20 protein-coding genes and 1 tRNA gene are annotated in these 24,998 nt (G+C 72.0%); 10 read left to right on the top strand and 11 right to left on the bottom strand.

Annotated elements, in window-relative coordinates; all coding sequences use genetic code 11:
* Positions 1-67: 67 nt before the first annotated feature.
* The 4 genes from hutI to hutU are packed head-to-tail and all read right to left on the bottom strand — an operon-like array spanning position 68 to position 5,680.
* Entirely contained in the window at positions 68-1,366 is a 1,299-nt protein-coding gene (gene hutI, locus ACFPZJ_RS22610) for an imidazolonepropionase (RefSeq protein WP_381024505.1), read from the bottom strand.
* Positions 1,363-2,727 carry a formimidoylglutamate deiminase gene (locus ACFPZJ_RS22605; protein WP_381024676.1) on the bottom strand — a complete coding sequence of 455 codons (1,365 nt, stop codon included), beginning with the start codon at positions 2,725-2,727 and terminating at the stop codon, positions 1,363-1,365. Before ACFPZJ_RS22605 ends, hutI begins: the two co-directional genes overlap by 4 nt.
* Positions 2,718-3,947, bottom strand: a complete 1,230-nt coding sequence (locus ACFPZJ_RS22600; protein ID WP_381024502.1) for an allantoate amidohydrolase — start codon at positions 3,945-3,947, stop codon at positions 2,718-2,720. Before ACFPZJ_RS22600 ends, ACFPZJ_RS22605 begins: the two co-directional genes overlap by 10 nt.
* On the bottom strand, positions 3,944-5,680 hold the full coding sequence (hutU, locus tag ACFPZJ_RS22595) for a urocanate hydratase (protein ID WP_381024499.1): 1,737 nt from the start codon (positions 5,678-5,680) through the stop codon (positions 3,944-3,946). Before hutU ends, ACFPZJ_RS22600 begins: the two co-directional genes overlap by 4 nt.
* Before the next feature lie 128 nt (positions 5,681-5,808).
* On the opposite strand from hutU, the gene ACFPZJ_RS22590 reads away from it, so the two are divergent.
* Positions 5,809-7,209 carry a type III PLP-dependent enzyme domain-containing protein gene (locus ACFPZJ_RS22590; protein ID WP_381024496.1) on the top strand — a complete coding sequence of 467 codons (1,401 nt, stop codon included), beginning with the start codon at positions 5,809-5,811 and terminating at the stop codon, positions 7,207-7,209.
* 111 nt (positions 7,210-7,320) lie between these two features.
* Here ACFPZJ_RS22590 and ACFPZJ_RS22585 read toward each other — a convergent pair whose 3' ends face one another.
* Positions 7,321-7,920: a hypothetical protein gene (locus ACFPZJ_RS22585; RefSeq protein ID WP_381024493.1), complete on the bottom strand. Its 600-nt coding sequence runs from the start codon at positions 7,918-7,920 to the stop codon at positions 7,321-7,323.
* A 94-nt stretch (positions 7,921-8,014) separates the two neighbouring features.
* Complete coding sequence (locus ACFPZJ_RS22580; protein WP_381024491.1) at positions 8,015-8,857, bottom strand: MurR/RpiR family transcriptional regulator; 843 nt, start codon at positions 8,855-8,857, stop codon at positions 8,015-8,017.
* A gap of 315 nt (positions 8,858-9,172) precedes the next feature.
* On the opposite strand from ACFPZJ_RS22580, the gene ACFPZJ_RS22575 reads away from it, so the two are divergent.
* The 3 genes from ACFPZJ_RS22575 (at position 9,173) to ACFPZJ_RS22565 (ending at position 11,976) form a co-directional block, all read left to right on the top strand.
* Positions 9,173-9,688, top strand: a complete 516-nt coding sequence (locus ACFPZJ_RS22575; RefSeq protein WP_381024488.1) for a hypothetical protein — start codon at positions 9,173-9,175, stop codon at positions 9,686-9,688.
* 114 nt (positions 9,689-9,802) lie between these two features.
* Positions 9,803-11,332: an SPFH domain-containing protein gene (locus tag ACFPZJ_RS22570; protein ID WP_381024487.1), complete on the top strand. Its 1,530-nt coding sequence runs from the start codon at positions 9,803-9,805 to the stop codon at positions 11,330-11,332.
* 221 nt (positions 11,333-11,553) lie between these two features.
* Positions 11,554-11,976, top strand: coding sequence for a hypothetical protein (locus tag ACFPZJ_RS22565; protein WP_381024673.1), 423 nt, complete (start codon positions 11,554-11,556; stop codon positions 11,974-11,976).
* Positions 11,977-12,683: 707 nt separating this feature from the next.
* Here ACFPZJ_RS22565 and ACFPZJ_RS22560 read toward each other — a convergent pair.
* A complete protein-coding gene (locus ACFPZJ_RS22560; protein ID WP_381024484.1) occupies positions 12,684-14,078 on the bottom strand; it encodes a cystathionine beta-synthase in 1,395 nt (464 codons plus the stop codon).
* A 209-nt stretch (positions 14,079-14,287) separates the two neighbouring features.
* Between ACFPZJ_RS22560 and ACFPZJ_RS22555 the strand changes: the two genes are divergently transcribed.
* The 3 genes from ACFPZJ_RS22555 (at position 14,288) to ACFPZJ_RS22545 (ending at position 17,876) form a co-directional block, all read left to right on the top strand.
* Complete coding sequence (locus ACFPZJ_RS22555) at positions 14,288-15,307, top strand: SGNH/GDSL hydrolase family protein (RefSeq protein ID WP_381024483.1); 1,020 nt, start codon at positions 14,288-14,290, stop codon at positions 15,305-15,307.
* 272 nt (positions 15,308-15,579) lie between these two features.
* Positions 15,580-16,797, top strand: a complete 1,218-nt coding sequence (locus ACFPZJ_RS22550; protein WP_381024481.1) for an acetyl-CoA C-acetyltransferase — start codon at positions 15,580-15,582, stop codon at positions 16,795-16,797.
* Positions 16,798-17,093: 296 nt separating this feature from the next.
* Positions 17,094-17,876, top strand: coding sequence for a hypothetical protein (locus tag ACFPZJ_RS22545; RefSeq protein WP_381024479.1), 783 nt, complete (start codon positions 17,094-17,096; stop codon positions 17,874-17,876).
* Between the two features lie 54 nt (positions 17,877-17,930).
* Here the strand turns inward: ACFPZJ_RS22545 and ACFPZJ_RS22540 are convergent, their stop codons facing one another.
* Positions 17,931-18,242 carry a hypothetical protein gene (locus ACFPZJ_RS22540; RefSeq protein WP_381024476.1) on the bottom strand — a complete coding sequence of 104 codons (312 nt, stop codon included), beginning with the start codon at positions 18,240-18,242 and terminating at the stop codon, positions 17,931-17,933.
* A 102-nt stretch (positions 18,243-18,344) separates the two neighbouring features.
* Here ACFPZJ_RS22540 and ACFPZJ_RS22535 point away from each other — a divergent pair, with 102 nt between their 5' ends.
* Positions 18,345-18,569 carry a DUF4287 domain-containing protein gene (locus tag ACFPZJ_RS22535; RefSeq protein WP_240119104.1) on the top strand — a complete coding sequence of 75 codons (225 nt, stop codon included), beginning with the start codon at positions 18,345-18,347 and terminating at the stop codon, positions 18,567-18,569.
* Positions 18,570-18,654: 85 nt separating this feature from the next.
* Here the strand turns inward: ACFPZJ_RS22535 and ACFPZJ_RS22530 are convergent, their stop codons facing one another.
* The 3 genes from ACFPZJ_RS22530 to ACFPZJ_RS22520 form a co-directional block, all read right to left on the bottom strand.
* Positions 18,655-19,566, bottom strand: a complete 912-nt coding sequence (locus ACFPZJ_RS22530) for a Bax inhibitor-1/YccA family protein (protein WP_381024473.1) — start codon at positions 19,564-19,566, stop codon at positions 18,655-18,657.
* Positions 19,567-19,801: 235 nt separating this feature from the next.
* Positions 19,802-20,977 (bottom strand): 4-hydroxybenzoate 3-monooxygenase, encoded by a 1,176-nt coding sequence (locus tag ACFPZJ_RS22525; protein ID WP_381024471.1) that lies wholly within the window; start codon positions 20,975-20,977, stop codon positions 19,802-19,804.
* Positions 20,978-21,139: 162 nt separating this feature from the next.
* Positions 21,140-21,223 (bottom strand) — tRNA-Leu (locus ACFPZJ_RS22520).
* 422 nt (positions 21,224-21,645) lie between these two features.
* Between ACFPZJ_RS22520 and ACFPZJ_RS22515 the strand changes: the two genes are divergently transcribed.
* Entirely contained in the window at positions 21,646-22,416 is a 771-nt protein-coding gene (locus ACFPZJ_RS22515; RefSeq protein WP_381024468.1) for an ABC transporter ATP-binding protein, read from the top strand.
* A 41-nt stretch (positions 22,417-22,457) separates the two neighbouring features.
* On the top strand, positions 22,458-24,986 hold the full coding sequence (locus ACFPZJ_RS22510) for an ABC transporter permease (protein ID WP_381024466.1): 2,529 nt from the start codon (positions 22,458-22,460) through the stop codon (positions 24,984-24,986).
* The last annotated feature ends 12 nt before the right edge of the window (positions 24,987-24,998 follow it).

Here is a 24,998-nt window from a genome sequence, read left to right as displayed (position 1 = left end):
CCCACGACCGCACCGACCGCTTCGACCGCATCCGCCGGTCGGACCGCCCGTACGACCGGACCGCCGGTCAGACCACCCGTACGCCCCGCCGCCAGACTCCCGCGACCAGCGGTACGCCGGGCCGGTACGCCAGGTGGACGTGGCTCGGGGCGTCGAGGAGGGTCAGGTCGGCCCGGGCTCCCGGTGTGAGGCGGCCGATGTCGGTACGGCGCAGGGCCTGGGCGCCGCCCGCCGTGGCGGACCACACCGCCTCGTCGGGGGTCATGCCCATGTCCCGGACGGCGAGCGCGACGCAGAACGGCATGGACGAGGTGAAGGACGAGCCGGGGTTGCAGTCCGTGGACAGGGCGACTGTGACGCCCGCGTCCAGGAGGCGGCGGGCGTCGGGCCACTGGGCGCGGGTGGAGAACTCGGCGCCCGGCAGGAGGGTGGCGACCGTACGGCTGTTGGCGAGGGCGTCGATGTCCGCGTCGGTCAGGTGGGTGCAGTGGTCGGCGCTGGCCGCGTCCAGTTCGACCGCCAGCCGCACGCCGGGTCCCTGGGAGAGCTGGTTGGCGTGGATGCGGGGGTGGAGGCCCTTGGCCTTGCCCGCGGTGAGGATGGCGCGGGCCTGGTCGCCGTCGAAGGCGCCCTTCTCGCAGAAGACGTCGATCCAGCGGGCGTACGGGGCGCAGGCGTCGAGCATCTCGCCGGTGACCAGGGCGACGTAGCCGGCCGGGTCGTCGGCGTGGTCCGGGGGGACGATGTGGGCGCCGAGGTAGGTGACCTCGTCGGTGTGGCGGGCGGCGAGGCGCAGGGCTCGGGACTCGTCGGCGACGGTCAGGCCGTAGCCGGACTTCGTCTCGAAGGTGGTGGTGCCCTGGCGGAGCGCCTCGCGGAGGTAACGGGTGAGGTTGGCCTCCAGTTCCTCGTCGGTCGCGGCGCGGGTGGCCGCGACGGTCGTACGGATGCCGCCCGCGCTGTAGGGCCGCCCCGACATCCGGGCGTTGAACTCCTGCGTCCGGTCGCCCGCGAAGACGAGGTGGGAGTGGGAGTCGACGAAGCCGGGGAGGACCGCCCGGCCATCGGCGTCGACCCGACTGTCAGTGGCGGGTGCTTTGCTTTGATGACCGGTCCACGCGATGCGGTCGCCCTCGATGACGACGGCCGCGTCCTGGATCAGTCCGAGGGGGGATCTGTCACCCAGGGAGGGGTCGTTGGTGACCAGGGCGGCGATGTTGGTGATGAGCGTGCTCGCGGTGCTCGCGGAGTGGGCGGGGCTGACGGTCGTCGCGTTGCTCATGGCGTCCTTGCTGGCCTGGTCGGCGGTGGGGTCGGGTTCGGGGGCGGGAGGGGGCCGCGCGGGTGGTGGGCGGCCGGGGGTCATCCGCGCAGGGCTGCGACGGCGTCCGCGAGGGCCTTCGGCACATCCGGCACGAGGGTGTGGACCCCGTCCCGGACGACGTGCCGGCCTGCCACGACCGTATGCGACACGTCTGCTGCCGACGCGGCGAATACGGCCGTCTCGGCACCGAGCCGCGGAAGCGGCCCTGCCGTCCTGACCGAGTCGAGCGCGATCGTCGTGAAGTCGGCCAGCGCGCCGGGCTCCAGGGAGCCCGCGTCGTCCCAGCCGAGGGCCGCGTGGCCGTCGGCCGAGGCGGCGCGCAGCAGGGCCGCCGCCGTCCAGTGACCTCGCGTACGGGTGCGCAGGCGCTCGTTGAGCTCCATCGCCCGCGCCTCTTCGAGCAGGTCGATCACGGCGTGGCTGTCGGAGCCGAGGCAGAGCGGGGAGCCTTCGTTCTGGAGGGCGACGGCAGGCCCGATGCCGTCGGCGAGGTCCCGCTCGGTCGTCGGGCACATGCAGGTGCCGGTGCCGCTGCCGCCGATGAGGGAGATGTCCTCGGCGGTGAGGTGGGTGTTGTGGACGCCAGTGGTGCGCGGCCCCAGCACACCGTGCAGGGCGAGGAGCTGCGTCGGGGTGCACCCGTGGACCTCCAGGCACGCCTCGTTCTCGGCGGTCTGCTCCGACAGGTGCACATGCAGCGGGGCCCGCCGCTCCTCGGCCCACCGCGCCACGGTCGCCAACTGGTCGGCGGGCACGGCCCGTACGGAGTGGATCGCCGCCCCGATCCGTGCGTGATCCCGCTCCTTGAGAACTGAACAGCGTTCGGCCCAGGCCTCGGCGTCGCCGTCGGAGAAGCGGAGCTGGTGGGTGTTGGGCGGCTGTCCGAAGCCGGAGGAGAGGTAGGCGGTGTCGAGGAGGGTGATGCGGATGCCGACTTCGGCGGCGGCCGCGACGAGGGCCTCGCCCATGGCGTTGGGGTCGGCGTACGGGGTGCCGCCCGGGGCGTGGTGGACGTAGTGGAACTCGCCGACGGCGGTGATGCCGGCGAGGGCCATCTCGGCGTACACGGCACGGGCGAGCGCGTGGTACGTGTCGGGGGTCAGCCGGTCGGCGACGGAGTACATGACCTCGCGCCAGGTCCAGAAGGTCCCGGAGCCGACCTGCACGGTGCCGCGCAGGGCGCGGTGGAAGGCGTGCGAGTGGGCGTTGGCCAGGCCCGGGAGCGTCAGTCCGCGGAGGATCTCGGCGCCGGGGGGCGGGGTGGGGGTGTCGGTGCGGACGGCGGTGATGCGGCCGCCGTCCCTCGCGGCGGAGCCGCTGGTGGACACCGTCACGGTCACGCCCGGCTCGACGCGGGTGTCGAGCCAGGCGTACTCCAACCAGTACGTCCGCGTCACGTGCAGGCCAGTCCTTCCACTACGTCGGCGAGGGCGAGCACTCCAGCCACGCAGTCGTCCTCGGCGGCGAACTCGGCCGGGGAGTGCGAGACGCCCGTGGGGTTGCGCACGAACAGCATGGCGGTGGGGATGCTGCCGGACAGGATCCCGGCGTCGTGTCCGGCGCCGGTGCCCAGCACGGGGACCTTCAGGCCGCTGTCCCGGTCCGGGTCCTTGCCGAGGATGCGGGCGAGTTCGTCGCGCAGGGCGTGGTCGAACTCGACGACGGGGGTGAAGGACTCGCGGACGACGTCGAGGTCGACGCCGTGTGCCTCGGCGCACTCCCGGGCCGCCTTCTCGATGCCGCCGACCACACGGTCCAGGCCGTCCTGGTCCTCGGCGCGGGAGTCGAGCCAGCCGCGCACCAGGGAGGGGATGGCGTTGACGCCGTTCGGCTCGACGGTGATCTTGCCGAAGGTGGCGACGGCTCCGGCCAGGCGGGCCTCGCGGCGGGCGGCGAGCACGGTCTCGGCGTAGGACAGCATGGGGTCGCGGCGGTCGGCGAGCCGGGTGGTGCCGGCGTGGTTGGCCTCGCCGCGGAAGTCGAACCGCCACCGGCCGTGCGGCCAGATGGCGCTGGCGATGCCGACGCGGTCACCGGACAGGTCGAGGGCCCGTCCCTGCTCGACGTGGAGTTCGACGAAGGCGCCGATGCGGGCGAGCCGATGCGGGTCCGGTCCGATGGCGTCGGGGTCGTACCCGGCGGCTTCCATGGCCCGCGGCAGCGTGATGCCGTCGCCATCGGTGAGCCGGTGCGCCTGCTCACGGGTGAGCTGCCCGGCGGTGAGCCGGGACCCGACACAGGCGAGCCCGAAGCGGGCGCCCTCCTCGTCGCCGAAGTTGACGATCCCGAAGGGCTTGCGGAGCCGGGTGTCCCGGGCCCGCAGTTCGTCGAGGGCGGCGAAGGCGGACACGACGCCGAGGGGCCCGTCGAAGGCGCCGCCGTCCGGCACCGAGTCCAGATGCGAGCCGGTGACCACGGCGTCGCCGTCGGCGGGGTCGCCGAGCCAGGCCCACTGGTTGCCGTTCCGGTCGACCTCGTAGCGCAGACCGCGTGACTCGGCCTGCGCCTGGAACCAGGCCCGGCACTCGGCGTCGGCGCCGGTCCAGGCGAAGCGGCGGTAGCCGCCGGAGGCGGAGCCGCGGCCGACCGGCAGCAGCTCCGCCCACATGCTGTGGAAGCTCACGCCTCGTCACCCTCGCGGACCGCGTCGTCGCCCTCGCGCATCGGCACGCGGACGCCCCGCTCCCGGGCGACCGACTCGGCGATGTCGTACCCGGCGTCGACGTGCCGGATGACGCCCATGCCGGGGTCGTTGGTCAGCACGCGGCGGATCTTCTCGCCGGCCAGCCGGGTGCCGTCGGCGACCGTGACCTGTCCGGCGTGCAGGGACCGGCCGATGCCGACGCCGCCGCCGTGGTGGAGGGACACCCAGGACGCGCCGGAGGCCACGTTGACCATGGCGTTCAGCAGCGGCCAGTCGGCGATGGCGTCGGAGCCGTCGAGCATGGCCTCGGTCTCGCGGTACGGGGAGGCGACGGAGCCGCAGTCGAGGTGGTCGCGGCCGATGACGACCGGCGCGGACAGCTCGCCGCCGGCGACCATGTCGTTGAACCGCTCACCGGCCTTGTCGCGTTCGCCGTAGCCGAGCCAGCAGATCCGGGCGGGCAGGCCCTGGAAGTGGACGCGCTCGCCGGCCATGCGGATCCAGCGGGCCAGGGACTCGTTCTCGGGGAAGAGGTCGAGGATGGCCTTGTCCGTCTTCGCGATGTCGGCGGGGTCGCCGGACAGGGCGGCCCAGCGGAAGGGGCCCTTGCCCTCGCAGAAGAGGGGCCGGATGTAGGCGGGGACGAAGCCGGGGAAGGCGAAGGCCCGGTCGTAACCGGCGAGTTGCGCCTCGCCGCGGATGGAGTTGCCGTAGTCGAAGACCTCGGCGCCGGCGTCCTGGAAGCCGACCATCGCCTCGACGTGCTGTGCCATCGACTCGCGGGCGCGGGTGGTGAAGCCGGCCGGGTCCTTGGCGGCGGCGTCGGCCATGTCCTCGAAGGCGATGCCGAGCGGCAGGTAGGCCAGCGGGTCGTGGGCGGAGGTCTGGTCGGTCACGATGTCGACGGGGGCGCCCATCGCGAGCAACTGCGGCACGAGTTCGGCGGCGTTGCCGAGGACGCCGATGGAGAGGGCCTTGCGCTGGTCCCGGGCCTCCACGGCCAGGTGGAGGGCGTGGTCGAGGGAGTCGGCCCTGACGTCCAGGTAGCGGTGCTCGATGCGGCGGTCGATGGCGCGCGGGTCGCAGTCGATACAGATCGCGACGCCGTCGTTCATGGTGACGGCGAGCGGCTGGGCGCCGCCCATGCCGCCGAGTCCGGCGGTCAGGGTGATGGTCCCGGCGAGGGAGCCGCCGAACTTCTTCGCGGCGACGGCGGCGAAGGTCTCGTAGGTGCCCTGGAGGATGCCCTGGGTGCCGATGTAGATCCAGGAGCCGGCCGTCATCTGCCCGTACATGGTCAGGCCGAGGGCCTCCAGGCGGCGGAACTCCTCCCAGGTGGCCCAGTCGCCGACGAGGTTGGAGTTGGCGATGAGCACGCGCGGGGCCCACTCGTGGGTCTGCATGACGCCGACCGGACGGCCCGACTGGACGAGCATCGTCTCGTCCTGCTTGAGGGTGCGCAGCGTACGCACCATCGCGTCGAAGGACCGCCAGTCACGCGCGGCCTTGCCGGTGCCGCCGTAGACGACGAGCTTGTCGGGGTGCTCGGCGACCTCCGGGTCGAGGTTGTTCTGCAGCATCCGCAGGGCGGCTTCCTGCTGCCATCCCAGGGTGCTCAGTTCCGTGCCGCGTGGTGCTCGGACAGGACCGGGGGGCGGCCCGTCGAGCCTCGTTCGAGGCTGGAGGGAGACGGGCGGGCGGGGTCCTGACATGGTCTGCCTCCTGGGGGGTGCTCCCGGCGGATTGTGGCTGCGGATATTCACATCCTGACCTTATGAATAGAACTAGTCAATACGTCGGGGGGTCGGCGTGGGCGCGCCGGGGATGTTTGGCTGGAGGCATGGGCACGTACATCGACGTGACGGGGGACGGCGTGGGCGACGACGGCCAGGTGGGCGAGGGCGCCGAGCGGGCGGCGCGGCGGGACCAGGCGGTGCGGGCCGCCGTGGAGCAGGGGCTGCTGGGGCCGGACACCCCCATCGTCGGCCTTCTCGACGTCACCGGCATCCGGGAGACGGCGGCGGAGCTGAGGGCGGCGTTCGACGCGGTGACGGCACCGGGCACGCCGGTGCTGCACGCCTTCGCGGTGAAGGCGACGCCGCTGGTGCCGGTGCTGCGGCTGCTGCGCGCGGAGGGTGTCGGCGCTGAGGTGGCGAGCCCGGGTGAGCTGGCGCTGGCCCGCGCGGCCGGGGTACCGCCGGCGATGACGGTCCTCGACTCCCCCGCCAAGACACCGGCCGAGCTGCGCGAGGCCCTGGCGCTCGGGATCGCCGTCAACGCGGACAACCCCCAGGAGCTGGAGCGCATCGACGGCCTGATGAGGTCCGGCGTCAGCCGGTCCCCGCTCGGCATCCGGGTCAATCCGCAGGTCGGCGCGGGCTCCATCGAGGCGCTGTCCACGGCGACGGCGACCTCGAAGTTCGGGGTGGCGCTGCGGGACGAGGGCGCCCGGGAGTGGGTCGTACGGGCGTACCTGGACCGGCCGTGGCTGACCCGGCTGCACGCGCACACCGGGTCGCAGGGCGTTCCGCTGTCCCTGATGGCGCGGGGCGTGGCGGAGGCGTACGCGCTGGCGGAGGAGATCAACCGGCGTGCCGGGCGGCGCCGGATCGACACGCTCGACATCGGCGGCGGACTGCCGGTCAACTTCGCCTCGGACGCGACGACACCGACGTACGCGCAGTACGCGCGGACGCTGAGGGAGACGGTGCCAGGGCTGTTCGACGGGCGGTACGGGCTGGTCACCGAGTTCGGGCGCTCACTGCTGGCCAAGCACGGCACGGTGGTGGCGCGCGTCGAGTACGCCAAGAGCGCGGGCGGGCGTGCGGTCGCGGTGACGCACGCGGGGGTGCAGGTGGCGACGCGGACGGTGTACGCGCCGGAGAACTGGCCGCTGCGGATCGCCGCGTACGACGCCAAGGGGCGGCCGAAGGAGGGGCCCGCCGTCGTGCAGGACATCGCCGGTCCGGCCTGTTTCGCGGGGGACCTGCTGGCCGAGGGGCGGGAGTTGCCGCTGCTGGAGCAGGGGGACCATGTGGCGGCGCTGGACACGGGCGCGTACTACTTCGCCCACCACTACGCGTACAACTCGCTGGTGCGGCCCGGGGTGTACGGCTTCGGGCCGGACGGGGCGGGAGGCGTGGTGTTCGCGGTCGTGCGCTCGCCGCAGGGGATCGAGGAGGTCGTGGTGGAGGCCGGTGGAGCGCACGCGGATGCGCTGACGTCCGGTCTCGCACCGTAGGGGTGCGGGCGTCCCACCGGGTGGGTAGGGGCCGTCGTGGCTGGTCGCGCAGCTCCCCGCGCCCCTCGGGGCGACGCGGTCCTGCGCGACCAGGCAGTGACGGGGTGATGGCTACACCAGGGCCGGGGTCTTCTTCCGTGCGCCGCCCGGGGCCGCGTCCCCGGCCGCGATTCCCGTGCTGCGGTACGCCTTCACGGCCTTGCCGGATGGGCGTCCGCCCGCGCGGAGCCAGTCGACGCGGACCCACAGCAGGGCCTCCCCGGCCCGCTCGCGGCGTCCGATCCACGCGGCCTTCAGCCACAGCCCGACGGCGCAGCCCGCCAGCAGCATGCCGCCCGCCGCCGGAGCGGCGAAGGAGCTGCCCAGGGCGGCGAGAAAGGCGAGCAGCAGCCACCAGCGGTGGCCCCGACGCCAGTTGCGGGTGGTCACCGCCCGGTCCTGGAGCACGTCGTGCTTGCCCGCGCGGGCCGCCGAGCCGGACAGGGCGACGTACCGCCCGCGCCGCGCGTACGCGACGACGGCCGTCGCCACGACGAACAGCGCCGCCCCGGCCAGCACGCCGATCCGGCGCCCGGTCAGTCCCGGCACCAGCAGGCCGGTGCCCGCCGCGAACACACCCAGCCACCACAGCGGAGCCGCTCCCGCCCGTACGACGACGGCCACCCGAGCCAGCCCCTGTCCTCCGCGCGTCACGTTCAGCCTCCCGTCCATCCGTGCAGTCCTGCGAAGCGTTCGCTCAGTGTCTTAGGACACCGACGCTAGCGAGGCAAGGTGAGACGCGTCTGAGAAACACGGTGCCCCGGTGTCACTCCACGAACAGGCCCCGCGCCGCCGCCTTCGCGTCGAACTCCTCCAGCCGGGCCTGGGCGTCGGGGAGGTCGTCGCACATGGCCTCCAGCAGGACCCGGCCCAGCAGCATCGGCGCGCAGGCCGTGTCGAAGGCGAGGCCCGTGCCGACGGCGGCGGGCAGCAACAGGTCGGACACCTTGGCGACGGGCGCGAAGGCGGAGTCGGCGACCGTGACCACGGTCAGCCCGCTCCCCTTGGCGTAGGCGAGGGTGTCGACGACCTCGCGGGGGTGCCGGGGCAGCGCGAAGCACAGCAGGGCCGTCGCCCCGGCGCGCACGGCGGCGTCGATGCGGTCGTGGAGCATCGTGCCGCCCTCGCCCAGCAGCCGGACGTCCGGGTGGACCTTGGCGGCGAAGTACGCGAAGCCGTGCGCCTGGGCGGCCGCCGCGCGCAGCCCGAGCACGGGCAGGGGCCGGGAGGCCGCGAGCAGCCGCCCCGCCTGCCGCACGGGACGGGGGTCGGCCAGGACCTCCGACAGGTGCCGCAGGTTCTCGATCTCCGCCTCGACGGCCTGCTGGTACTCGTTGTACGAGCCCGCCTGCGGGGCCGGTTCGGCGGGGGCGACCTCACGCAGGTGGCGGCGCAGGGCCGGGTAACCGTCGAAGCCGAGGGCGACGGCGAAGCGGGTCACGGACGGCTGGCTGACCCCGGCCAGCTCGGCGAGCTCCACGCTGGACAGGAACGGCACGTCGGCGGCGCGCCGCACCATGCTGTGCGCGATGCGGCGCTGGGTCGGCGTCAGCCGGTGCCCCTCGAAGAGCGCCTGCAGCCGCGCGGCAGGGCTGTCGTTCGCGCTCATGACGTGCTCCCCCTCGCCTATTCAGTAGCTGAGGATTCTGCATGAGCATATGCAGACCAGCAAGCGTTCCCGAAGGGAGCGGCAGGTGTCTCGGAGCGGCAGGCCCAAATGAGCGTGTTCATTTCAGAATGAGAGGGCGCTTGACGCAGCGTCACAGAGCGTCGGGGAGGTCACCCGCCTACGGCCCGCCGACTGTGCAGGGCGCGGCATGGAAGCAGCGTGAAGATTGCCGGAAGCAGGCAATGTCTCGTGGAGGGCCGCGTGTGAAGATGCCTGCGACAACGGGGGTAGGGCAAGGAGAGGCGGTGTGCGCGGATGGCCTGGTTTCTGGGGCTCGGCATTGCGGGGGTCGTCCTCCTTGCCCTGTCGCTCGTCCTCGACGGCGTGCTGGAGGGGCTGTTCGACGGTGTCGCCGTGCTGGACGGCATCGTCGACGGGCTGCTGTCGCTGCCCGTGATCGCCGGTTTCGTGTCCATGCTCGGTTTCTCCGGGGCGATCATCCTGGAGACCACCGGGCTGGGCGCGGTGGGGGCCACGGTGATCGGGGTGCCGGCCGGTGTCCTCACCGGCTGGTTCACCTACCGCCTGAGCCGGGCCCTGATGGACGGATCGTCCGGAGCCGCTCCGCGTGACGACGATCTGGTCGGCACGTCCGGCTCGGTGGTGACCGCGATCCCCGCCGGTGGCTACGGCGAGGTGCTGGTGCACCGGGCCGGGCAGCCGGTGAAGCTCTCGGCGAAGAGCCCGGTCGCCGTGGCGCGGGGAGCCGAGGTCTGGGTCGAGCAGGCACTGTCGCAGTCGGCGGTGTCCGTCCGTCCGGTCGAACGCTGACCCGGCGCAGCCGCTCACTCCGGCCGACGGCGCTCCGGCCGTGCCCTCGCGCCGTTCACCTTCACGCAACCCTTACCGAACGCCGTCCTGAGGGAGGGCTGAGGGGACAACACCATGAGTTCTGTCGTTATCGCGGTCGGAGGAGTCGTCGTACTTCTCGTGCTGATCGCGCTGGTCGTCGTCAGCCGGTACAAGGTCGCCGGTCCGAGTGAGGCGTTCATCGTCACCGGGCGGCGCGGGAAGAAGGCCACCGATCCGGAGACCGGGCGGGTGTTCACGGACAACAGCGGGCAGAAGGTCGTGGTCGGCGGCGGCGTGTTCGTGGTGCCGTTCGTGCAGCAGAAGTTCACCCTGGACCTGTCCTCGCGGCACATCCCGGTCGCCGTGCGCGGCGCGGTCACGCTGCGCGGGGTGAAGGCCAACCTGGAGGGCGTCGCCATCGTCAAGGTCGGCGGCAGTGAGGACGCGATCCGGGCCGCCGCGCAGCGGTTTCTGATGCAGCAGGACGGCATCGTCGGCTTCACCCAGGAGGTGCTCTCCGGCGCGCTCCGCGCGATCGTGGGCCGGATGTCGGTGGAGGACATCATCCGCGACCGGGCCGCCTTCGCAGGGCAGGTGGCCGAGGAGGCGGAGGCGAGCCTGTCCGGGCAGGGACTGGTGCTGGACGCCTTCCAGATCCAGGACATCACCACCGAGGGCTCCTACCTGGAGGACCTCGGCCGGCCCGAGGCCGCCCGGGCCAAGCAGGAGGCCGACATCGCCGAGGCGGTCGCCCGGCGCGCCGCCGAACAGGCCCGGCTGAAGGCCGAGGAGGAGATCGCCGTGGCGCAGCGGACGTTCTACCTCAAGCAGGCCGAGATCAAGGCCGAGACCGACGAGGCCGCCGCGCGTGCGGCCGCCGCCGGTCCGCTCGCGGAGGCGGCCCGGCAGCAGGAGATCCTCGCCCAGCAGGAGAAGGTCGCCGAGCGGCAGGCCGCGCTGACCGACCGCCAACTCGACACCCAGGTCCGCAAGCCCGCCGACGCCCAGCGCTACGCCGCCGAACAGGAGGCCGAGGCCAAGCGCGTGGCCCGGGTCAAGCAGGCCGAGGCGGAGCGGCTGGCCGAAATCGCTGCCGCGCAGGCGGAGGCCGAGCGGGCCCGGCTGACCGGCGAGGGCGAGAAGCAGCGGCGGTCCGCGCTGGCTGAGGCGGAGGCCGTCGAGGGCCTGAAGCAGGGTGAGGCCGAGCGGTCCCGGCGCGCGGCGATAGCCGAGGCGGTCCGGCTGGAGGGCGAGGCGGAAGCGGCGGCGATCGGCGCCAAGGGTGCGGCCGAGGCCGAGGCGATGCAGAAGAAGGCCGAGGCCTTCGCCCAGTACGGCGACGCCGCTGTGCTGGAGATGCTGGTGGCGGTGTTGCCGCAGGTCGTCGCGAAGGCGTCCGAGCCGCTGAGCGCCGTGGACAAGATGACGGTCATCTCCACGGACGGCGCGAGCCGGCTGTCGCGCACGGTTGCCGACAACGTCGCGCAGGGCGTCGAACTCCTCAGCTCCACCACGGGCGTCGACCTCGCCGAGCTGCTGAAGGGCATCACACAGGGCAAGGGCGCAGCGCAGCCCACGGCCACACCGGCTGGCGAGGCGAACGGAAAGATCCAGATCGGCTGAGCCCGGGAGGACCGGTTCAGGGGCCTGCGGCGTCGAGCCGCCGGGCCCCTGAGCCACCGATGCCCTCGGGCATGCCTCGGCGCGGCACCCTTCGCACCTGCGCACGTACGAAGAGACGGGGCCCTATGTCCGGCGTCCGCCCGGCAGACTGGAGCCCGGACACGGGGGATATCCCCAGTGCGGCGGCCGACCCGGCTCCCTACGGTGAGTGCATGACCGGAATGGACGCGCGGGACACCGACCTGAAGAAGGAACTCGACGCCACCCTGCAGGCGCGCAGGGATCTGGGCGAGGAGTACGAGTCCGCGCTGGTCGACTCGTTCCTGGAGAAGGTCGACCAGCGCATCGACGGCGCGGTCGAGCGCCGGGTGCGCAGGCAGCTGGCCGAGCAGCAGCTGGCAACGGCCCGGGACTCGCGCGCGCCGCAGGCCACGGACTCCTGGGGGGAGCGCTTCGGCTTCGGGATCGTCTCCCTCGTCCTCGCGGTGCCGCTGTCCGGCATCGGGGGCGGTGTCGCCGGGCTCTCGGGTCTGCTGGTCGCCTGGGCCGGCATCGTCGGCGTCAACGTCGTACAGGCCGCCCGCACCCGTCCCCACCTGTTCCGCCGCCGCAGGCCGTCTCAGGACGACGGCTGGGAGGACTGACCGCCGAGCTCGGTGACCGGCTCCCGCCGGACACGCTGCCGGGCCCGGTCACCGGGCCCCGCCGGACAGGCCGCCGCCCCTGCCCGACGGCCCTGGACGTGGACGGCATCGGAGACGGCGCAGCGGCTGGCCCTGCCGGGGACCTGGGGGTCACGCGTCTTCGAAGCCACGGAACACGTGATCGTCCCACCCGCCACTGACAAGGGGCCTGCCGCACGAGCTTCCGGCGCCAGGCCTGCCGCCGGAAGCTGTGCGCGGGGACCGCCGCACCCCCGTCACCGGGGGGCGGGACGACGGCGGTCCCCGCGAGGGACGCGGGCCGGGTCAGGGCCGGGCTTGCGCGTCCGTGGCGTCCGTGGAGGTCCGGGAGCCGCTCCGGAGGTCCTGTGACGCCGTTCTGCGCCGGCCGGGGCGGGGAGCCGCTCCCGCCCTGCCGACACCCACCAATGTGCCGGACCCGTGTTAAGCGGGTGCTGCGCGGACGTGACGCGCTCGTACCACTTCCGCGAAGTCCTCGAAGATCGCGGACGCCCCAAGTGCACTGCGGACACGGGCAGTTCACCGCAGGTTCGCCTCCGGTTCCCCGGCCCGGGGAAGGAGGCTCCTTCTCGGGCTCCCCCGCTTCCCCGGCCCGGGGTGGCCCGGAGAAGGGAGCAACCTCCCGGGCGGCCCCGCGTTCCCGGGCCTGCGCGGCCCGGGACAGGACGCTACTTCCCCGACTTCCCGGTCTCGGCGAGGAAGGCCAGCAGGTCCTGCCGGCTGACCACCCCGGTCGGCTTGCCCTCGACGAGGACGATGGCCGCGTCCGCCTTGCCCAGGACGGCCATCAGGTCGCCGACGGGTTCGCCGGAGCCGACCTGCGGCAGCGGAGCGGACATGTGCTTCTCGATGGGGTCGTCGAGCGAGGCGTTCTTGCTGAACAGCGCGTCCAGCAGCTCCCGTTCCACCACCGACCCCACGACCTCGGCGGCCATCACGTCCGGGTGACCGGCGCCCGGCTTGACCACCGGCATCTGCGAGACGCCGTACTCGCGCAGCACCTCGATGGCCTGGCCGACCGTCTCGTCCGGGTGCATGTGGACGAGCGAGGGCATGCCGCCGTCCTTGTCGCTGAGCACGTCGCCGACGCGGGCGCTCGGGCCCTCGTCCTCCAGGAAGCCGTAGTCGGCCATCCACTCGTCGTTGAAGATCTTGCTGAGGTAGCCGCGCCCGCTGTCCGGCAGCAGCACCACTACGACGTCGTCCGGGCCGAGCCGCTCGGCGACCCGCAGCGCCGCCACGACCGCCATGCCGCAGGAGCCGCCGACCAGCAGGCCCTCCTCCTTGGCCAGGCGGCGGGTCATCTGGAAGGAGTCCTTGTCGGACACGGCGACGATCTCGTCCGCGACCGTGCGGTCGTAGGCGGTGGGCCAGAAGTCCTCACCGACGCCCTCGACGAGGTACGGACGCCCGGACCCGCCGGAGTAGACGGACCCCTCGGGGTCTGCACCGATGACCTTCACCCGACCGTCGCTGGCCTCCTTCAGGTAGCGCCCGGTGCCGGAGATGGTCCCGCCGGTGCCGACGCCGGCCACGAAGTGGGTGATCCTGCCCTCGGTCTGCTCCCACAGCTCGGGGCCCGTGGAGTGGTAGTGCGAGAGCGGGTTGTTGGGGTTGGAGTACTGGTCGGGCTTCCAGGCGCCCGGCGTCTCGCGCACCAGCCGGTCGGAGACGTTGTAGTAGGAGTCCGGGTGCTCCGGGTCCACCGCGGTCGGGCACACGACCACCTCGGCCCCGTACGCGCGCAGCACGTTGATCTTGTCGGTCGACACCTTGTCGGGGCACACGAAGATGCACTTGTACCCCTTCTGCTGCGCCACGATGGCCAGCCCCACACCGGTGTTCCCACTGGTCGGCTCGACGATCGTGCCGCCCGGCTTGAGCTCCCCGCTCTGCTCGGCCGCCTCGATCATGCGCAGGGCGATGCGGTCCTTCACGGAACCGCCCGGGTTGAAGTACTCCACCTTGGCCAGGACGGTCGCCCTGATGCCCTTGGTCACGCTGTTGAGCCTCACCAGCGGGGTGTTGCCGACGAGGCTGATCATCGAGTCGTGGAACTGCACCGTTGTCTCCGGTCGCTGCAAAAGATGTGGTCGTCGTGGTGCCGCCAGCCTAGGCCCTGTCGCCGGGTCCGCGTCGTGCGCCAGATCCGGCGAGGGGGCTCGGGGCCCGCCGATGCCCCGTGCCGGTCGTTCACTCCCTGTTGAGATTGGGCAACGCCCTGTACGGGGCAAGCACTGGGGGTAGGGGTTCGAGGAGGTGGCGGCGACGCATGACGAGCATGTCGAGGGCGAGGGTGGCCCGGCGGATCGCGGCCGGCGCGGCGTACGGCGGTGGAGGGATCGGCCTGGCCGGTGCGGCCGCGGTCGGGCTGCTGCTGGCGGAGGCGCACCTGGCGCGGCGCCGGGTGGGAAACGGCACGTCTCCCCATGTGCCGAACGCGGACGGTCTGTACGGCCGTACCTGCGCCGCTCCCGGTGAGGCGCCGCTCAGACTGACGATGCTGGGCGACTCCACGGCCGCCGGGCAGGGGGTGCACCGGGTCGGGCAGACACCGGGAGCGCTGCTGGCGTCGGGGGTCGCGGCCATCGCGGAACGCCCGGTGGAGCTGCGCACGGTGGCGGCGCCCGGGGCCCGCTCCGACGACCTGGACCGGCAGGTGGCGCTGGCGCTGGCGGACCCCTCACGGGTACCCGACGTCTGCGTGATCATGATCGGCGCGAACGACGTCACGCACCGGATGCCGCCGACCCGCTCGGTGCGTCATCTGTCGACGGCGGTACGGCGGCTGCGTACCGCCGGCGCGGAGGTGGTGGTGGGCACCTGCCCCGATCTGGGCACGATCGAGCCGGTGCAGCAGCCGCTGCGCTGGCTGGCCAGACGGGCCTCCCGCCAGCTGGCGGCCGCCCAGACGATCGGAGTGGTCGAGCAGGGCGGCCGTACGGTGTCGCTGGGCGACCTGCTGGGCCCGGAGTTCGCGGCGAACCCGCGGGAACTGTTCGGCCCCGACAACTACCACCCCTCCGCGGAGGGTTACGCGACGGCGGCGATGGCGGTCCTGCCGACGGTGTGCGCCACCCTCGGCCTCTGGCCCGCCGAGGAGGAACGCCCGGACGCCTCACGCCGCGAGGGATTCCTGCCGGTGGCCAAGGCGGCGGCCGAGGCGGCGGAGGAGGCCGGCACGGAGGTCACGGCGGCGATGCCGACGGGCCCCCGCGGCCCCTGGGCCCTCCTCAAACGCCGCAGGCGCCGGCGCCTGCCCGAACCGGAGCCCGCGGCGCCCTCACCTTGAGCGGTGGGGCGCCGGGCAGCGCGGCCGGCCGGGCAGAGGAGCCGACCGGGCACAGCGACCGCGGTGCCGGGCACCCGGCAGCGCGACGGCCGCCGGGGGTGAGGGGCACACCCCCGGCACGGCCACGGCAGGCGCACCCCCTCCTCCCTCGACAAAGCAAGCGCTTAGAAAAGTGCGGTCCTAGTCACACCGCGACACCCGTGACCCGGCCCATACGTACGGGTAACTTCCCAACCAGCCCTGCCAACCACCCGGTATGCCCTGGAGCCGTGATGCCCGAAGCCGTGATCGTCTCTGCCGCCCGCTCCCCCATCGGCCGCGCCAACAAGGGCTCCCTGAAGGACCTGCGCCCGGACGACCTGACCGCCACGATCGTCCAGGCCGCCCTCGCCAAGGTCCCGCAGCTGGACCCGAAGGACATCGACGACCTGATGCTCGGCTGCGGACTGCCCGGCGGCGAGCAGGGCCACAACCTCGGCCGCGTCGTCGCCGTGCAGATGGGGATGGACCACCTCCCCGGCTGCACCGTCACCCGCTACTGCTCCTCGTCGCTGCAGACCTCCCGTATGGCCCTGCACGCCATCAAGGCCGGTGAGGGCGACGTCTTCATCTCGGCCGGCGTGGAGATGGTCTCCCGGTACGCGCACGGCACCTCCGACCACCCCGACACGCACAACCCCCTCTTCGCCGAGGCCGAGGCCCGCACCGCCGCCGTCGCCCAGAGCGAGGGCTCCACGTGGCACGACCCGCGCGAGGACGGCCTGCTCCCCGACCCGTACATCGCGATGGGCCAGACCGCCGAGAACCTGGCCCGTGCCAAGGGCGTCACCCGGCAGGAGATGGACGAGTTCGGCGTCCGCTCGCAGAACCTCGCCGAGGAAGCCATCAAGAACGGCTTCTGGGAGCGGGAGATCACCCCGGTGACCCTCCCCGACGGCACGGTGATCAGCAAGGACGACGGCCCCCGGCCCGGCGTCACCCTGGAGGCCGTCGCCGGACTCAAGCCGGTCTTCCGTCCGGACGGGCTGGTCACCGCCGGCAACTGCTGCCCGCTCAACGACGGCGCCGCCGCCCTCGTCATCATGAGCGACACCAAGGCCCGCGAGCTGGGCATCACCCCGCTCGCCCGGATCGTCTCCACCGGCGTCTCCGGCCTGTCCCCGGAGATCATGGGCCTCGGTCCGGTCGAGGCCTCCCAGCAGGCCCTCGGGCGGGCCGGGCTGACCATCGACGACATCGACCTGGTGGAGATCAACGAGGCGTTCGCCGCCCAGGTGATCCCCTCCTACCGCGACCTGGGCATCCCGCTGGAGAAGCTGAACGTCAACGGCGGCGCCATCGCCGTCGGCCACCCCTTCGGCATGACCGGCGCCCGCATCACCACCACGCTCATCAACTCCCTGCAGTTCCACGACAAGCAGTTCGGCCTGGAGACGATGTGCGTCGGCGGCGGCCAGGGCATGGCGATGGTCATCGAACGCCTCAGCTGAGCGCACCGACCGCGGCACGCACCGCGGCCGCACCGTAGTCGGCGCGGCACCGACGGTGAACCTTGGGCCCGGAACCCTGGAAACACCAGGGTTCCGGGTCGTTTTGTGACCCAATCTCCCCCAGGATGTGACCTATCTCGCTCACGCCAGTGATCACGCAGGTCAGAGCCGCGCACCCCCGACCCCTGAACCAAAAGACCTGTCCGTTTCGTGACGTTACGCACTGACAGCGGGTTAGTCCGCCCTTCAAGCTGATGTAGGAAGTCGGGGGTCGACTTTGAACCGGGAGTACGTCAGTGAGCGCCATGCCGATCGCCTTGCTGGTCACCACGGCCGCCACGGGCGCCGTGGGCGTCGCCGTCCTGCGCACCCTTATGCAGCTGCGCCGCCAGGTCACGGCGCTGCACACGGAGCTCGTCGAGAACCCCGCCGCCGCCACCCGCGCTCTCCTGCCCGCCGCCCGCACCACCGCGGACGCCGACGAGATACGCGCCGCCGTGGCCGAGGCGCTCGCCGAGGAGCGGGAGCGGGAGCTGGCCGAGGCACGGGCGTTCTGGGCCGCCCAGGAGGCCCGTGACGCGTCCGAGACGCCCTCCCTGCTCGGTCTGCCCGACACCGAGCTGTTCCTGCCCCGGCAGGCCGATTTCGCGGGTCTGGAGCCGGTCACCGAGCCGGGCGCCGATGCCGACGAGGTGACGGGCGAGTCCGCCGAGCTGGCCGCGGCACGCCGCCGCCACCCCTCGCACCCCGACTTCGTACCGGTCTCGTCCCCCCTCGTGAACGACCACGAGCGCACGGTGGCGACCCTGGAGGGGCTGGCCGCCTCCCGCGTGGAGCTGACCGACGTCCGCCCGGGCCCGCTCGGCACCCTCGACGTGTACGTCTTCTCCGACGGCACGACCCTGTGCATGACCCCGGGCCACCGCGAGACGGCGGAGCACCTGGCCAAGGCCGTACGCGCGGGCGAGACGCCCGTCCTGCTGGGCGGCTCCGGCGTCTCGGGCGCCTACACCCTGACCTTCCGGTGCGGCGACGAGAACGTCTACATCCTGGCCGACAGGGTCATCGCGTCCCTGTGACGGCCCGGGGCCCGCACGATCGGCCGCCCACCTCCCGCATCCGGCCAGGACCCCTCACACCCCCGCCCGCTTCTGCGCCTCCTCCACCACGCGCACCGCTTCCTCCACCTCGCCCTCACCGCGCAGCACCAGCGCCAGATCGTGCCCGGCGACGGTGATCTGGTCCGCGGCGGCGAACATCCCCGCGTCCGGCATCTCCCGAGGCTCCACGTCAGGAGCCTCCAGGGACTGCGCCCACCGGGCCAACCGCCTGGCCAGCGCCAGCGCCTCCGCGGCGGCGCCCCGCTGCAGCCGGCTCTGCGGAGCGGCCCTCAGACGATCGGCGAAATGATCCACGGCACGGGTGAGAGGCGTCGTATCAACCACGCCGCGAGCCTACGCACCCCGGCGGGACTGTTGCCAACGGGCGAACACTCAGGCACCGTGACCTGAAGGACCGGCTTACATCCCATGCGTCCGGAGGCGCCGATGTCCCACGTCCTCTCCGAGGAGACCCACCGCAACATTCTCGCCCGCATCCCCCATTGCACCGGTCGTGAGATCTCCGACTGGCTGCGCACCGTCGAAGAAGGCCCCGCCCTCCGTTTCGAGGAGAAGGTCAGTTGGCTCCGCCACGAGCACAACCTCGCGTACGGCCACGCCAAGGCGATCATCCATGAGTACGACCTGAGGAGGGCCGCGCGAAGGCTCTAGGCGCCCACCGCCTGATCCACGACGAAGGGCCCCGGACGGATCCGGGGCCCTTTCACGCGCCTGTGGGCGTCGGTGGCTGCTCGCGTCAGTCGTTGCTGTTGAGGATCGAGATGAGCCTCAGGAACTCCAGGTAGATCCACACCAGCGTCAGCGTGAGGCCGAAGGCCGCGAGCCACGCCTCCTCACGCGGGGCGCCGTAGGCGACGCCGTCCTCGACCTGCTTGAAGTCCAGGGCGAGGAAGCAGGCGCCCAGGATGACGCCGATGACGCCGAAGACGACCCCCAGCGCACCGCTGCGGAAGCCGAGGCCGTCACCGCCGCCGAACACCGCGAACAGCAGGTTCACGGTCATCAGCAGGATGAAGCCCAGCGCGGCCGCCATCACGAAGCCGACGAAGCGGCGGTTGACGCGGATCCAGCCGGCCTTGTACGCCACCAGCACACCGACGAAGACCGCCATGGTGCCGAGCACGGCCTGCATGGCCGCACCGCTGGCGATGCGGTTGTCGACGATGTTGGAGACGACGCCGAGGAAGACGCCCTCGAACGCGGCATACGTCAGGATCAGCGCCGGCGAGGCCTTGCGCTTGAAGGACTGGACGAACGCCAGGACCATGCCGATCAGCGCGGCGCCGATGCCGATGCCGTAGGACCGGCTGAGGTTGGCGTCGTCGATCGGCAGCAGGGCCCAGGAGAGGGCGGCCGTGAGGATGAGTACACCGAGCGTGCTCGCCGTGCGCATCACGACGTCGTCGATGGTCATCCGGCCGGCGGTGACCGGAGCCTGCGGCGGCGCGCCGTACTGCAGGTCCTGCTGGGCGTAAGGGTTCTGCGCGTAGGGATTGCCGGCCGGCTGGGCGTACGGGTTGCCCTGCGCGTACGGGTTGCCCTGCGTGGCGACGGCGGGGCCCCCGGCCTGCGGCGCGGTGTTGAAGCCCGCGTAGCCGTTGTCGCGGCTGAACCCCCGTCGCGAGAAGACCGGGTTTCTGCTCCTCATTTCACTCCTCCATGGCCACCCTGCGTAGCCTTGGCTCAAGAGTAATAGAAAGGCAAAGGATTGACCCTAGTGCTTGGGGAGGATCTTTCCCTCGCTGTGCTGCGCAACACGCTACGCGGGTCGGTGATTCCCAGCACGTGAGGGGGCCGTTCATGACCAACCTGCGACGCGCCCGGAACCGGCCGGAGACCCCCTCCTTGTGCCCCTGCGACAAGTACCCCTTGGCTGGGCGGCCTCACCCGAAAGGGAAGCCGGTGTACGCCTCGGCGAGGTCGGTCTCGGCGGCGCGGGAGGCGGTGAGCCGCTCCAGACGGGCGAGCTGCAGACGGTCCTCGAAGGGGGTGGCGCCGGGCGCGCGGTGCAGCAGGGCCGTCATGTCGTACGAGAAGCGTTCGGCCTGCCAGACGCGGCGCAGGCAGGTGGCCGAGTAGGCGTCGAGGAGGTCCGCTGATCCGGTACGCCTCTCATGGGTGAGCGCCCGGGCGAGGGTCACGACGTCGCCGACCGCCAGGTTGAGCCCCTTCGCCCCGGTCGGCGGCACGATGTGCGCCGCGTCCCCGGCGAGGAACAGCCGGCCGTACCGCATGGGCTCGTGGACGAAGGAGCGCATGGGCGTCACGGACTTCTGGGTGATCGGGCCGCGGCGCAGTACCCAGTCGTCGGCGGTCTCGAGGCGGAGCTCCAGCTCGTCCCAGATCTCCTCGTCGCTCCAGCTCCCGGCGTCCGTTCCGGCGGGCACCTGGAGGTAGAGGCGGGAGACGGACGTCGAGCGCATGGACAGCAGGGCGAAGCCGCGGTCGTGGCGGGCGTAGACGAGTTCGTCGTGCGAGGGCGGTACGTCGGCGAGGATGCCGAGCCAGCCGAAGGGATAGGTCCGCTCGAACACCCGGGAGAGGGAGGCGGGGACCGCCTGCCGTGAGACGCCCCGGAAGCCGTCGCAGCCGACGACGTAGTCGCACTCCAGGACCTCCTCGGCGCCCTCGTGCCGGAAGCGGATCCGCGGCCGGTCGGTGTCGGCGCCCTCGACGGCCAGCGCCTCCGCCTCGAACAGCAGCGGGCCCCCCTCCTTGAGCTGGAGGGCGATGAGGTCCTTGCAGACCTCCGTCTGGGCGTAGACCGTCACGGACCGCCCGCCGGTGAGGGCGGGGAAGTCGACGCGGTGACGCCGCCCGGCGAACCGCAGTTCGATGCCGTCGTGGCGCAGGCCCTCGCGGTCCATGCGTTCCCCGGCACCGGCCGCGCGCAGCACGTCCGTGGTGCCCTGCTCCAGGATCCCGGCGCGCTGGCGCCGTTCGACGTAGGAGCGGTCGCGGCCCTCCAGGACGACCGCGTCGACGCCGGCGTTGTGGAGCAGTCGGGCGAGCAGGAGGCCGGCGGGGCCGGCTCCGATGATGCCGACGGTCGTGCGCATGGGCGCCCCTTCCCTGGGTTCGTCTCCGGACACTCGCGGCCCCCACCGTTCGTGTAGTGAACTTTTTTTCACTGACTGTGTGGCGTGAGTCTCCGACGGCACGCGCTCGCTGTCAACGGGTCTGCCGTGAAGTCTTCAATGAACGGTGCAGGGGTCGGAAGGTGCCCGGAGCCGGACTCGAACCGGCACGCCCGCGAAGGGGCAGCGAGGTTTAAGCTCGCCGTGTCTGCATTCCACCATCCGGGCAGGCCATGGGCTCCGCATCGAGGTTCCGAGCCTATCGGGACGCATCCCCCGGACAGCGGAAGGGCGGGCCGATGTTGTCTTATTTTATTGACGTCTGAGGGTGCATCAGCACTCGGTACACGCCATCCGCACTTGCCAACAGCCTTGCGTGCGGCGGTCGGCCACGCATGCGGAATGACGGAATTTCACCGTCCGAACGAGGGCACTCCACCTGTTCTCGACATGGTTCCCGGCTTGTTCTCGACACCGCGCCCCACCGGGCCGTCCGTCAGGGTCGCCCGTCATCCCCAGGTATGACGCGGCCCCACGCGATCCGACCCGAGTCGGCCCCAGGAACCGGATCAACGGGTGACTCCACGGCGGGACACGGCCGGAACCATGGATGACGTCCCGAACGCAGTCGTCCCGACAGGAGTCTTTCCGTGACCACCACCCCCCTCGCCGACCGGACCACCACCGTGGCCGCGCGCGCCACGGACCTGTCGAAGATCTACGGGCAGGGCGAGACCCAGGTGGTCGCCCTCGACCGGGTCTCCGTCGACTTCCGCCAGGCCGAGTTCACCGCGATCATGGGGCCCTCCGGCTCCGGCAAGTCGACGCTGATGCACTGCGTGGCCGGTCTGGACACCTTCTCCTCCGGCTCCGTGCGCATCGGCGACACGGAGCTGGGCTCCCTGAAGGACAAGCAGCTGACCAAGCTGCGCCGGGACAAGATCGGCTTCATCTTCCAGGCGTTCAACCTGCTGCCGACGCTGACCGCCCTGGAGAACATCACCCTCCCGATGGACATCGCGGGCCGCAAGCCGGACAGGCAGTGGCTCGACTCCGTCATCGGCATGGTCGGTCTGGCGGACCGTCTGAGCCACCGGCCCTCCCAGCTGTCCGGCGGTCAGCAGCAGCGCGTCGCCGTGGCGCGGGCGCTGGCCTCCAAGCCCGACATCATCTTCGGTGACGAGCCCACCGGAAACCTCGACTCGCGCTCCGGCGCCGAGGTCCTGGGCTTCCTGCGCAACTCCGTGCGGGAGCTGGGCCAGACGGTCGTGATGGTGACCCACGACCCGGTGGCGGCGGCGTACGCGGACCGGGTGATCTTCCTCGCCGACGGACGGATCGTGGACGAGATGCACCGGCCGACGCCCGACTCGGTGCTCGACCGCATGAAGCGGTTCGACGCCAAGGGCCGCACGAGCTGACGTCCCCTCACCCCCACTGACTCTCTGGACTTGAGACAACCATGTTCCGTACCGCCTTGCGCAACGTGCTCGCGCACAAGGCCAGGCTCCTGATGACCGTGCTCGCCGTGATGCTCGGCGTGGCGTTCGTGTCGGGGACCCTGGTCTTCACCAACACCATCTCCGACGCTTACCAGAAGAGCTCCGCCAAGGGCTTCGACCGGGTCGACGTCGCCGTACAGCCGAAGTACCGGGACGCCGAGGGCGACAAGCTCGGCGAGCTCCACGAGCTGAACCGGGCGGTGCTCGATCGGAGTTCCCGGGTCCCGGGCGCCGCACAGGCCATCGGGGTCGTCACCGGCTTCACCGCCATGGCCGACAAGGACGGCAAGCTGATCGGCGACGGCTTCCAGTCGCAGGGCGGCAACTACTGGGGCACCAAGGACCCCCGCTACCCGCTCGTCCGTGGACACGCCCCCAAGGGCCGGGGCGAGATCCTCATCGACTCCGCGACCGCCGAACGCACCGGCTACCGGGTCGGCGACACCGTGCGGCTCTCGGTCGACGGACCGGTCCTGACACCGAGGATCACGGGCGTCTTCACCACCGACGACGGCAATGTCGCGGCCGGCGGCAGCCTCGCGCTGTTCGACACCGCGACCGCGCAGCAGCTGTTCGGCAAGGCGGGCACGTACGACCAGATCGACGTCACCGCGAAGGCCGGCGTCACGCAGGCGGCGCTCAAGGCCGAGCTGGACAAGGCGCTGCCGAAGGACGTCGTCGAGACCACGACCGGCAAGCGGCTCGCCGACGACCAGGCCAGGGCGATCACCGAGTCGATGAGCGGGATGCGGACGGCCCTGCTGGTGTTCGCCGGCATCGCGCTGTTCGTCGGCACGTTCATCATCGCCAACACCTTCACCATGCTGGTCGCCCAGCGCACCAGGGAACTGGCGCTGCTGCGCGCGGTGGGCGCCTCGCGCCGGCAGGTCACGCGGTCGGTGCTGGTCGAGGCATTCGTGGTCGGCGCGGTCGCCGCCGTGACCGGTCTGCTCGCGGGCATCGGCATCGGGGCCGGACTGCGGTCGCTCCTGGGATCGTTCGGGGCGACCGTCCCCGACGGGCCGCTGGTCATCACGCCGGGCACGGTCCTCACCGCCTTCGCGGTGGGCATCCTGGTGACGATGCTGGCGGCCTGGCTGCCGGGCCGCCGGGCCGCGAAGATCCCGCCGGTGGCGGCGATGAGCAGCGTGCACGCCAAGGCGACCACCAAGTCGCTGGTGCTGCGCAACACGCTGGGGGCGCTGTTCTCGGCCGCGGGCGTCGCCGTCGTCCTCGCGGCCACGACGATGAACGGTTCGGACGGGCAGGCCCCTATGGGGCTCGGCGCGGTCCTGCTGATCATCGGCGTGTTCATCCTGACTCCGCTGCTGTCCCGCCCGCTGATCGCGGCGGCGGCGCCGGCGCTGCGCGCCTTCGGCGTCTCCGGCAAGCTGGCCCGGCAGAACTCGGTGCGCAACCCGCGCCGTACGGCCGCCACCGCCTCCGCGCTGATGATCGGGCTCACCCTCATCACCGGCATGACGGTGATGGCCGGCAGCCTGCAGAAGTCCATCGACAAGATGGCGGCCTCCGCGGTCCGCGCCGACTACGTGGTGTCCATGGCGAACGGCAACCTCCTGTCGCCGGACGTCGAGCGGAAGCTGAAGCGGACCGACGGCGTCACCGCCACCAGCCCGCTGCGCCTCGCGCCCTCCCGCATCGACGGCGAGACCGAGTACCTGACCGGTGTCGACGGCGCCACGATCGGCGAGCTCACCGACCTCGAGGTCGACGACGGCTCCTTCCGGGTCGGCGGCGGTCAGGTGGTGGTGGACCAGGACACCGCCAAGCTGCACGGCTGGAAGGCCGGTTCGAGCTTCACGACCGCCTTCGAGGACGGCGAGAAGCGGAAGCTGACGGTCGCCGGGGTCTACGAGGGCAACGAGCTGATCCGCGGCATCATGATCGACACCGCGACGCTCGCGCCGCACGAGTCGGACCCGGCCGACATGCAGGTCATGGTGAAGACCGCCGACGGCGCCTCGGGGGCGACGAAGGACCGGCTGGTCGAGGCCCTCGGCACCAACCCGGCGATCAAGGTCCAGGACAAGAAGGACCTCTCCGACGAGGTCGCGAGGATGTTCACGCTGATGCTGAACATGGTCTACGGCCTGCTGGCGATGGCAGTGATCATCGCGGTGCTCGGCGTCATCAACACCCTGGCCATGTCGGTGTTCGAACGCTCCCAGGAGATCGGGATGCTGCGGGCGATCGGCCTGGACCGCAAGGGCACCAAGCGGATGGTCCGCCTGGAGTCCCTGGTGATCTCCCTGTTCGGCGGGGTGCTCGGCATCGGACTGGGCGTGTTCTTCGGCTGGGCGGCCGGTGAGCTGCTGGCCTCGAAGATGGCGACGTACGAACTCGTCCTGCCCTGGGCCCGGATGGCCGTCTTCCTGCTGCTGGCCGCTACGGTCGGCGTGCTCGCGGCGCTGTGGCCGGCGCGGCGGGCGGCGCGGCTGAACATGCTGGCGGCGATCAAGGCGGAGTAGCCGGGACGTACC

The sequence above is a fragment of the Streptomyces bullii genome, assembly GCF_042657145.1.
GTDB classification, from domain to species: Bacteria; Actinomycetota; Actinomycetes; order Streptomycetales; family Streptomycetaceae; genus Streptomyces; species Streptomyces bullii.
This window is presented reverse-complemented; position numbering and strand designations above follow the sequence as displayed.

Excerpts from the sequence above, each read along its gene's own strand:
- hutI (WP_381024505.1), bottom strand. The coding sequence starts at position 1,366 with ATGACCCCCGGCCGCCCACCACCCGCGCGGCCCCCTCCCGCCCCCGAA.
- hutU (WP_381024499.1), bottom strand. The coding sequence starts at position 5,680 with ATGTCAGGACCCCGCCCGCCCGTCTCCCTCCAGCCTCGAACGAGGCTC.
- ACFPZJ_RS22590 (WP_381024496.1), top strand. The coding sequence starts at position 5,809 with ATGGGCACGTACATCGACGTGACGGGGGACGGCGTGGGCGACGACGGC.
- ACFPZJ_RS22585 (WP_381024493.1), bottom strand. The coding sequence starts at position 7,920 with ATGGACGGGAGGCTGAACGTGACGCGCGGAGGACAGGGGCTGGCTCGG.
- ACFPZJ_RS22580 (WP_381024491.1), bottom strand. The coding sequence starts at position 8,857 with ATGAGCGCGAACGACAGCCCTGCCGCGCGGCTGCAGGCGCTCTTCGAG.
- ACFPZJ_RS22575 (WP_381024488.1), top strand. The coding sequence starts at position 9,173 with ATGGCCTGGTTTCTGGGGCTCGGCATTGCGGGGGTCGTCCTCCTTGCC.
- ACFPZJ_RS22570 (WP_381024487.1), top strand. The coding sequence starts at position 9,803 with ATGAGTTCTGTCGTTATCGCGGTCGGAGGAGTCGTCGTACTTCTCGTG.
- ACFPZJ_RS22565 (WP_381024673.1), top strand. The coding sequence starts at position 11,554 with ATGGACGCGCGGGACACCGACCTGAAGAAGGAACTCGACGCCACCCTG.
- ACFPZJ_RS22555 (WP_381024483.1), top strand. The coding sequence starts at position 14,288 with ATGACGAGCATGTCGAGGGCGAGGGTGGCCCGGCGGATCGCGGCCGGC.
- ACFPZJ_RS22550 (WP_381024481.1), top strand. The coding sequence starts at position 15,580 with ATGCCCGAAGCCGTGATCGTCTCTGCCGCCCGCTCCCCCATCGGCCGC.
- ACFPZJ_RS22535 (WP_240119104.1), top strand. The coding sequence starts at position 18,345 with ATGTCCCACGTCCTCTCCGAGGAGACCCACCGCAACATTCTCGCCCGC.
- ACFPZJ_RS22530 (WP_381024473.1), bottom strand. The coding sequence starts at position 19,566 with ATGAGGAGCAGAAACCCGGTCTTCTCGCGACGGGGGTTCAGCCGCGAC.
- ACFPZJ_RS22525 (WP_381024471.1), bottom strand. The coding sequence starts at position 20,977 with ATGCGCACGACCGTCGGCATCATCGGAGCCGGCCCCGCCGGCCTCCTG.
- ACFPZJ_RS22510 (WP_381024466.1), top strand. The coding sequence starts at position 22,458 with ATGTTCCGTACCGCCTTGCGCAACGTGCTCGCGCACAAGGCCAGGCTC.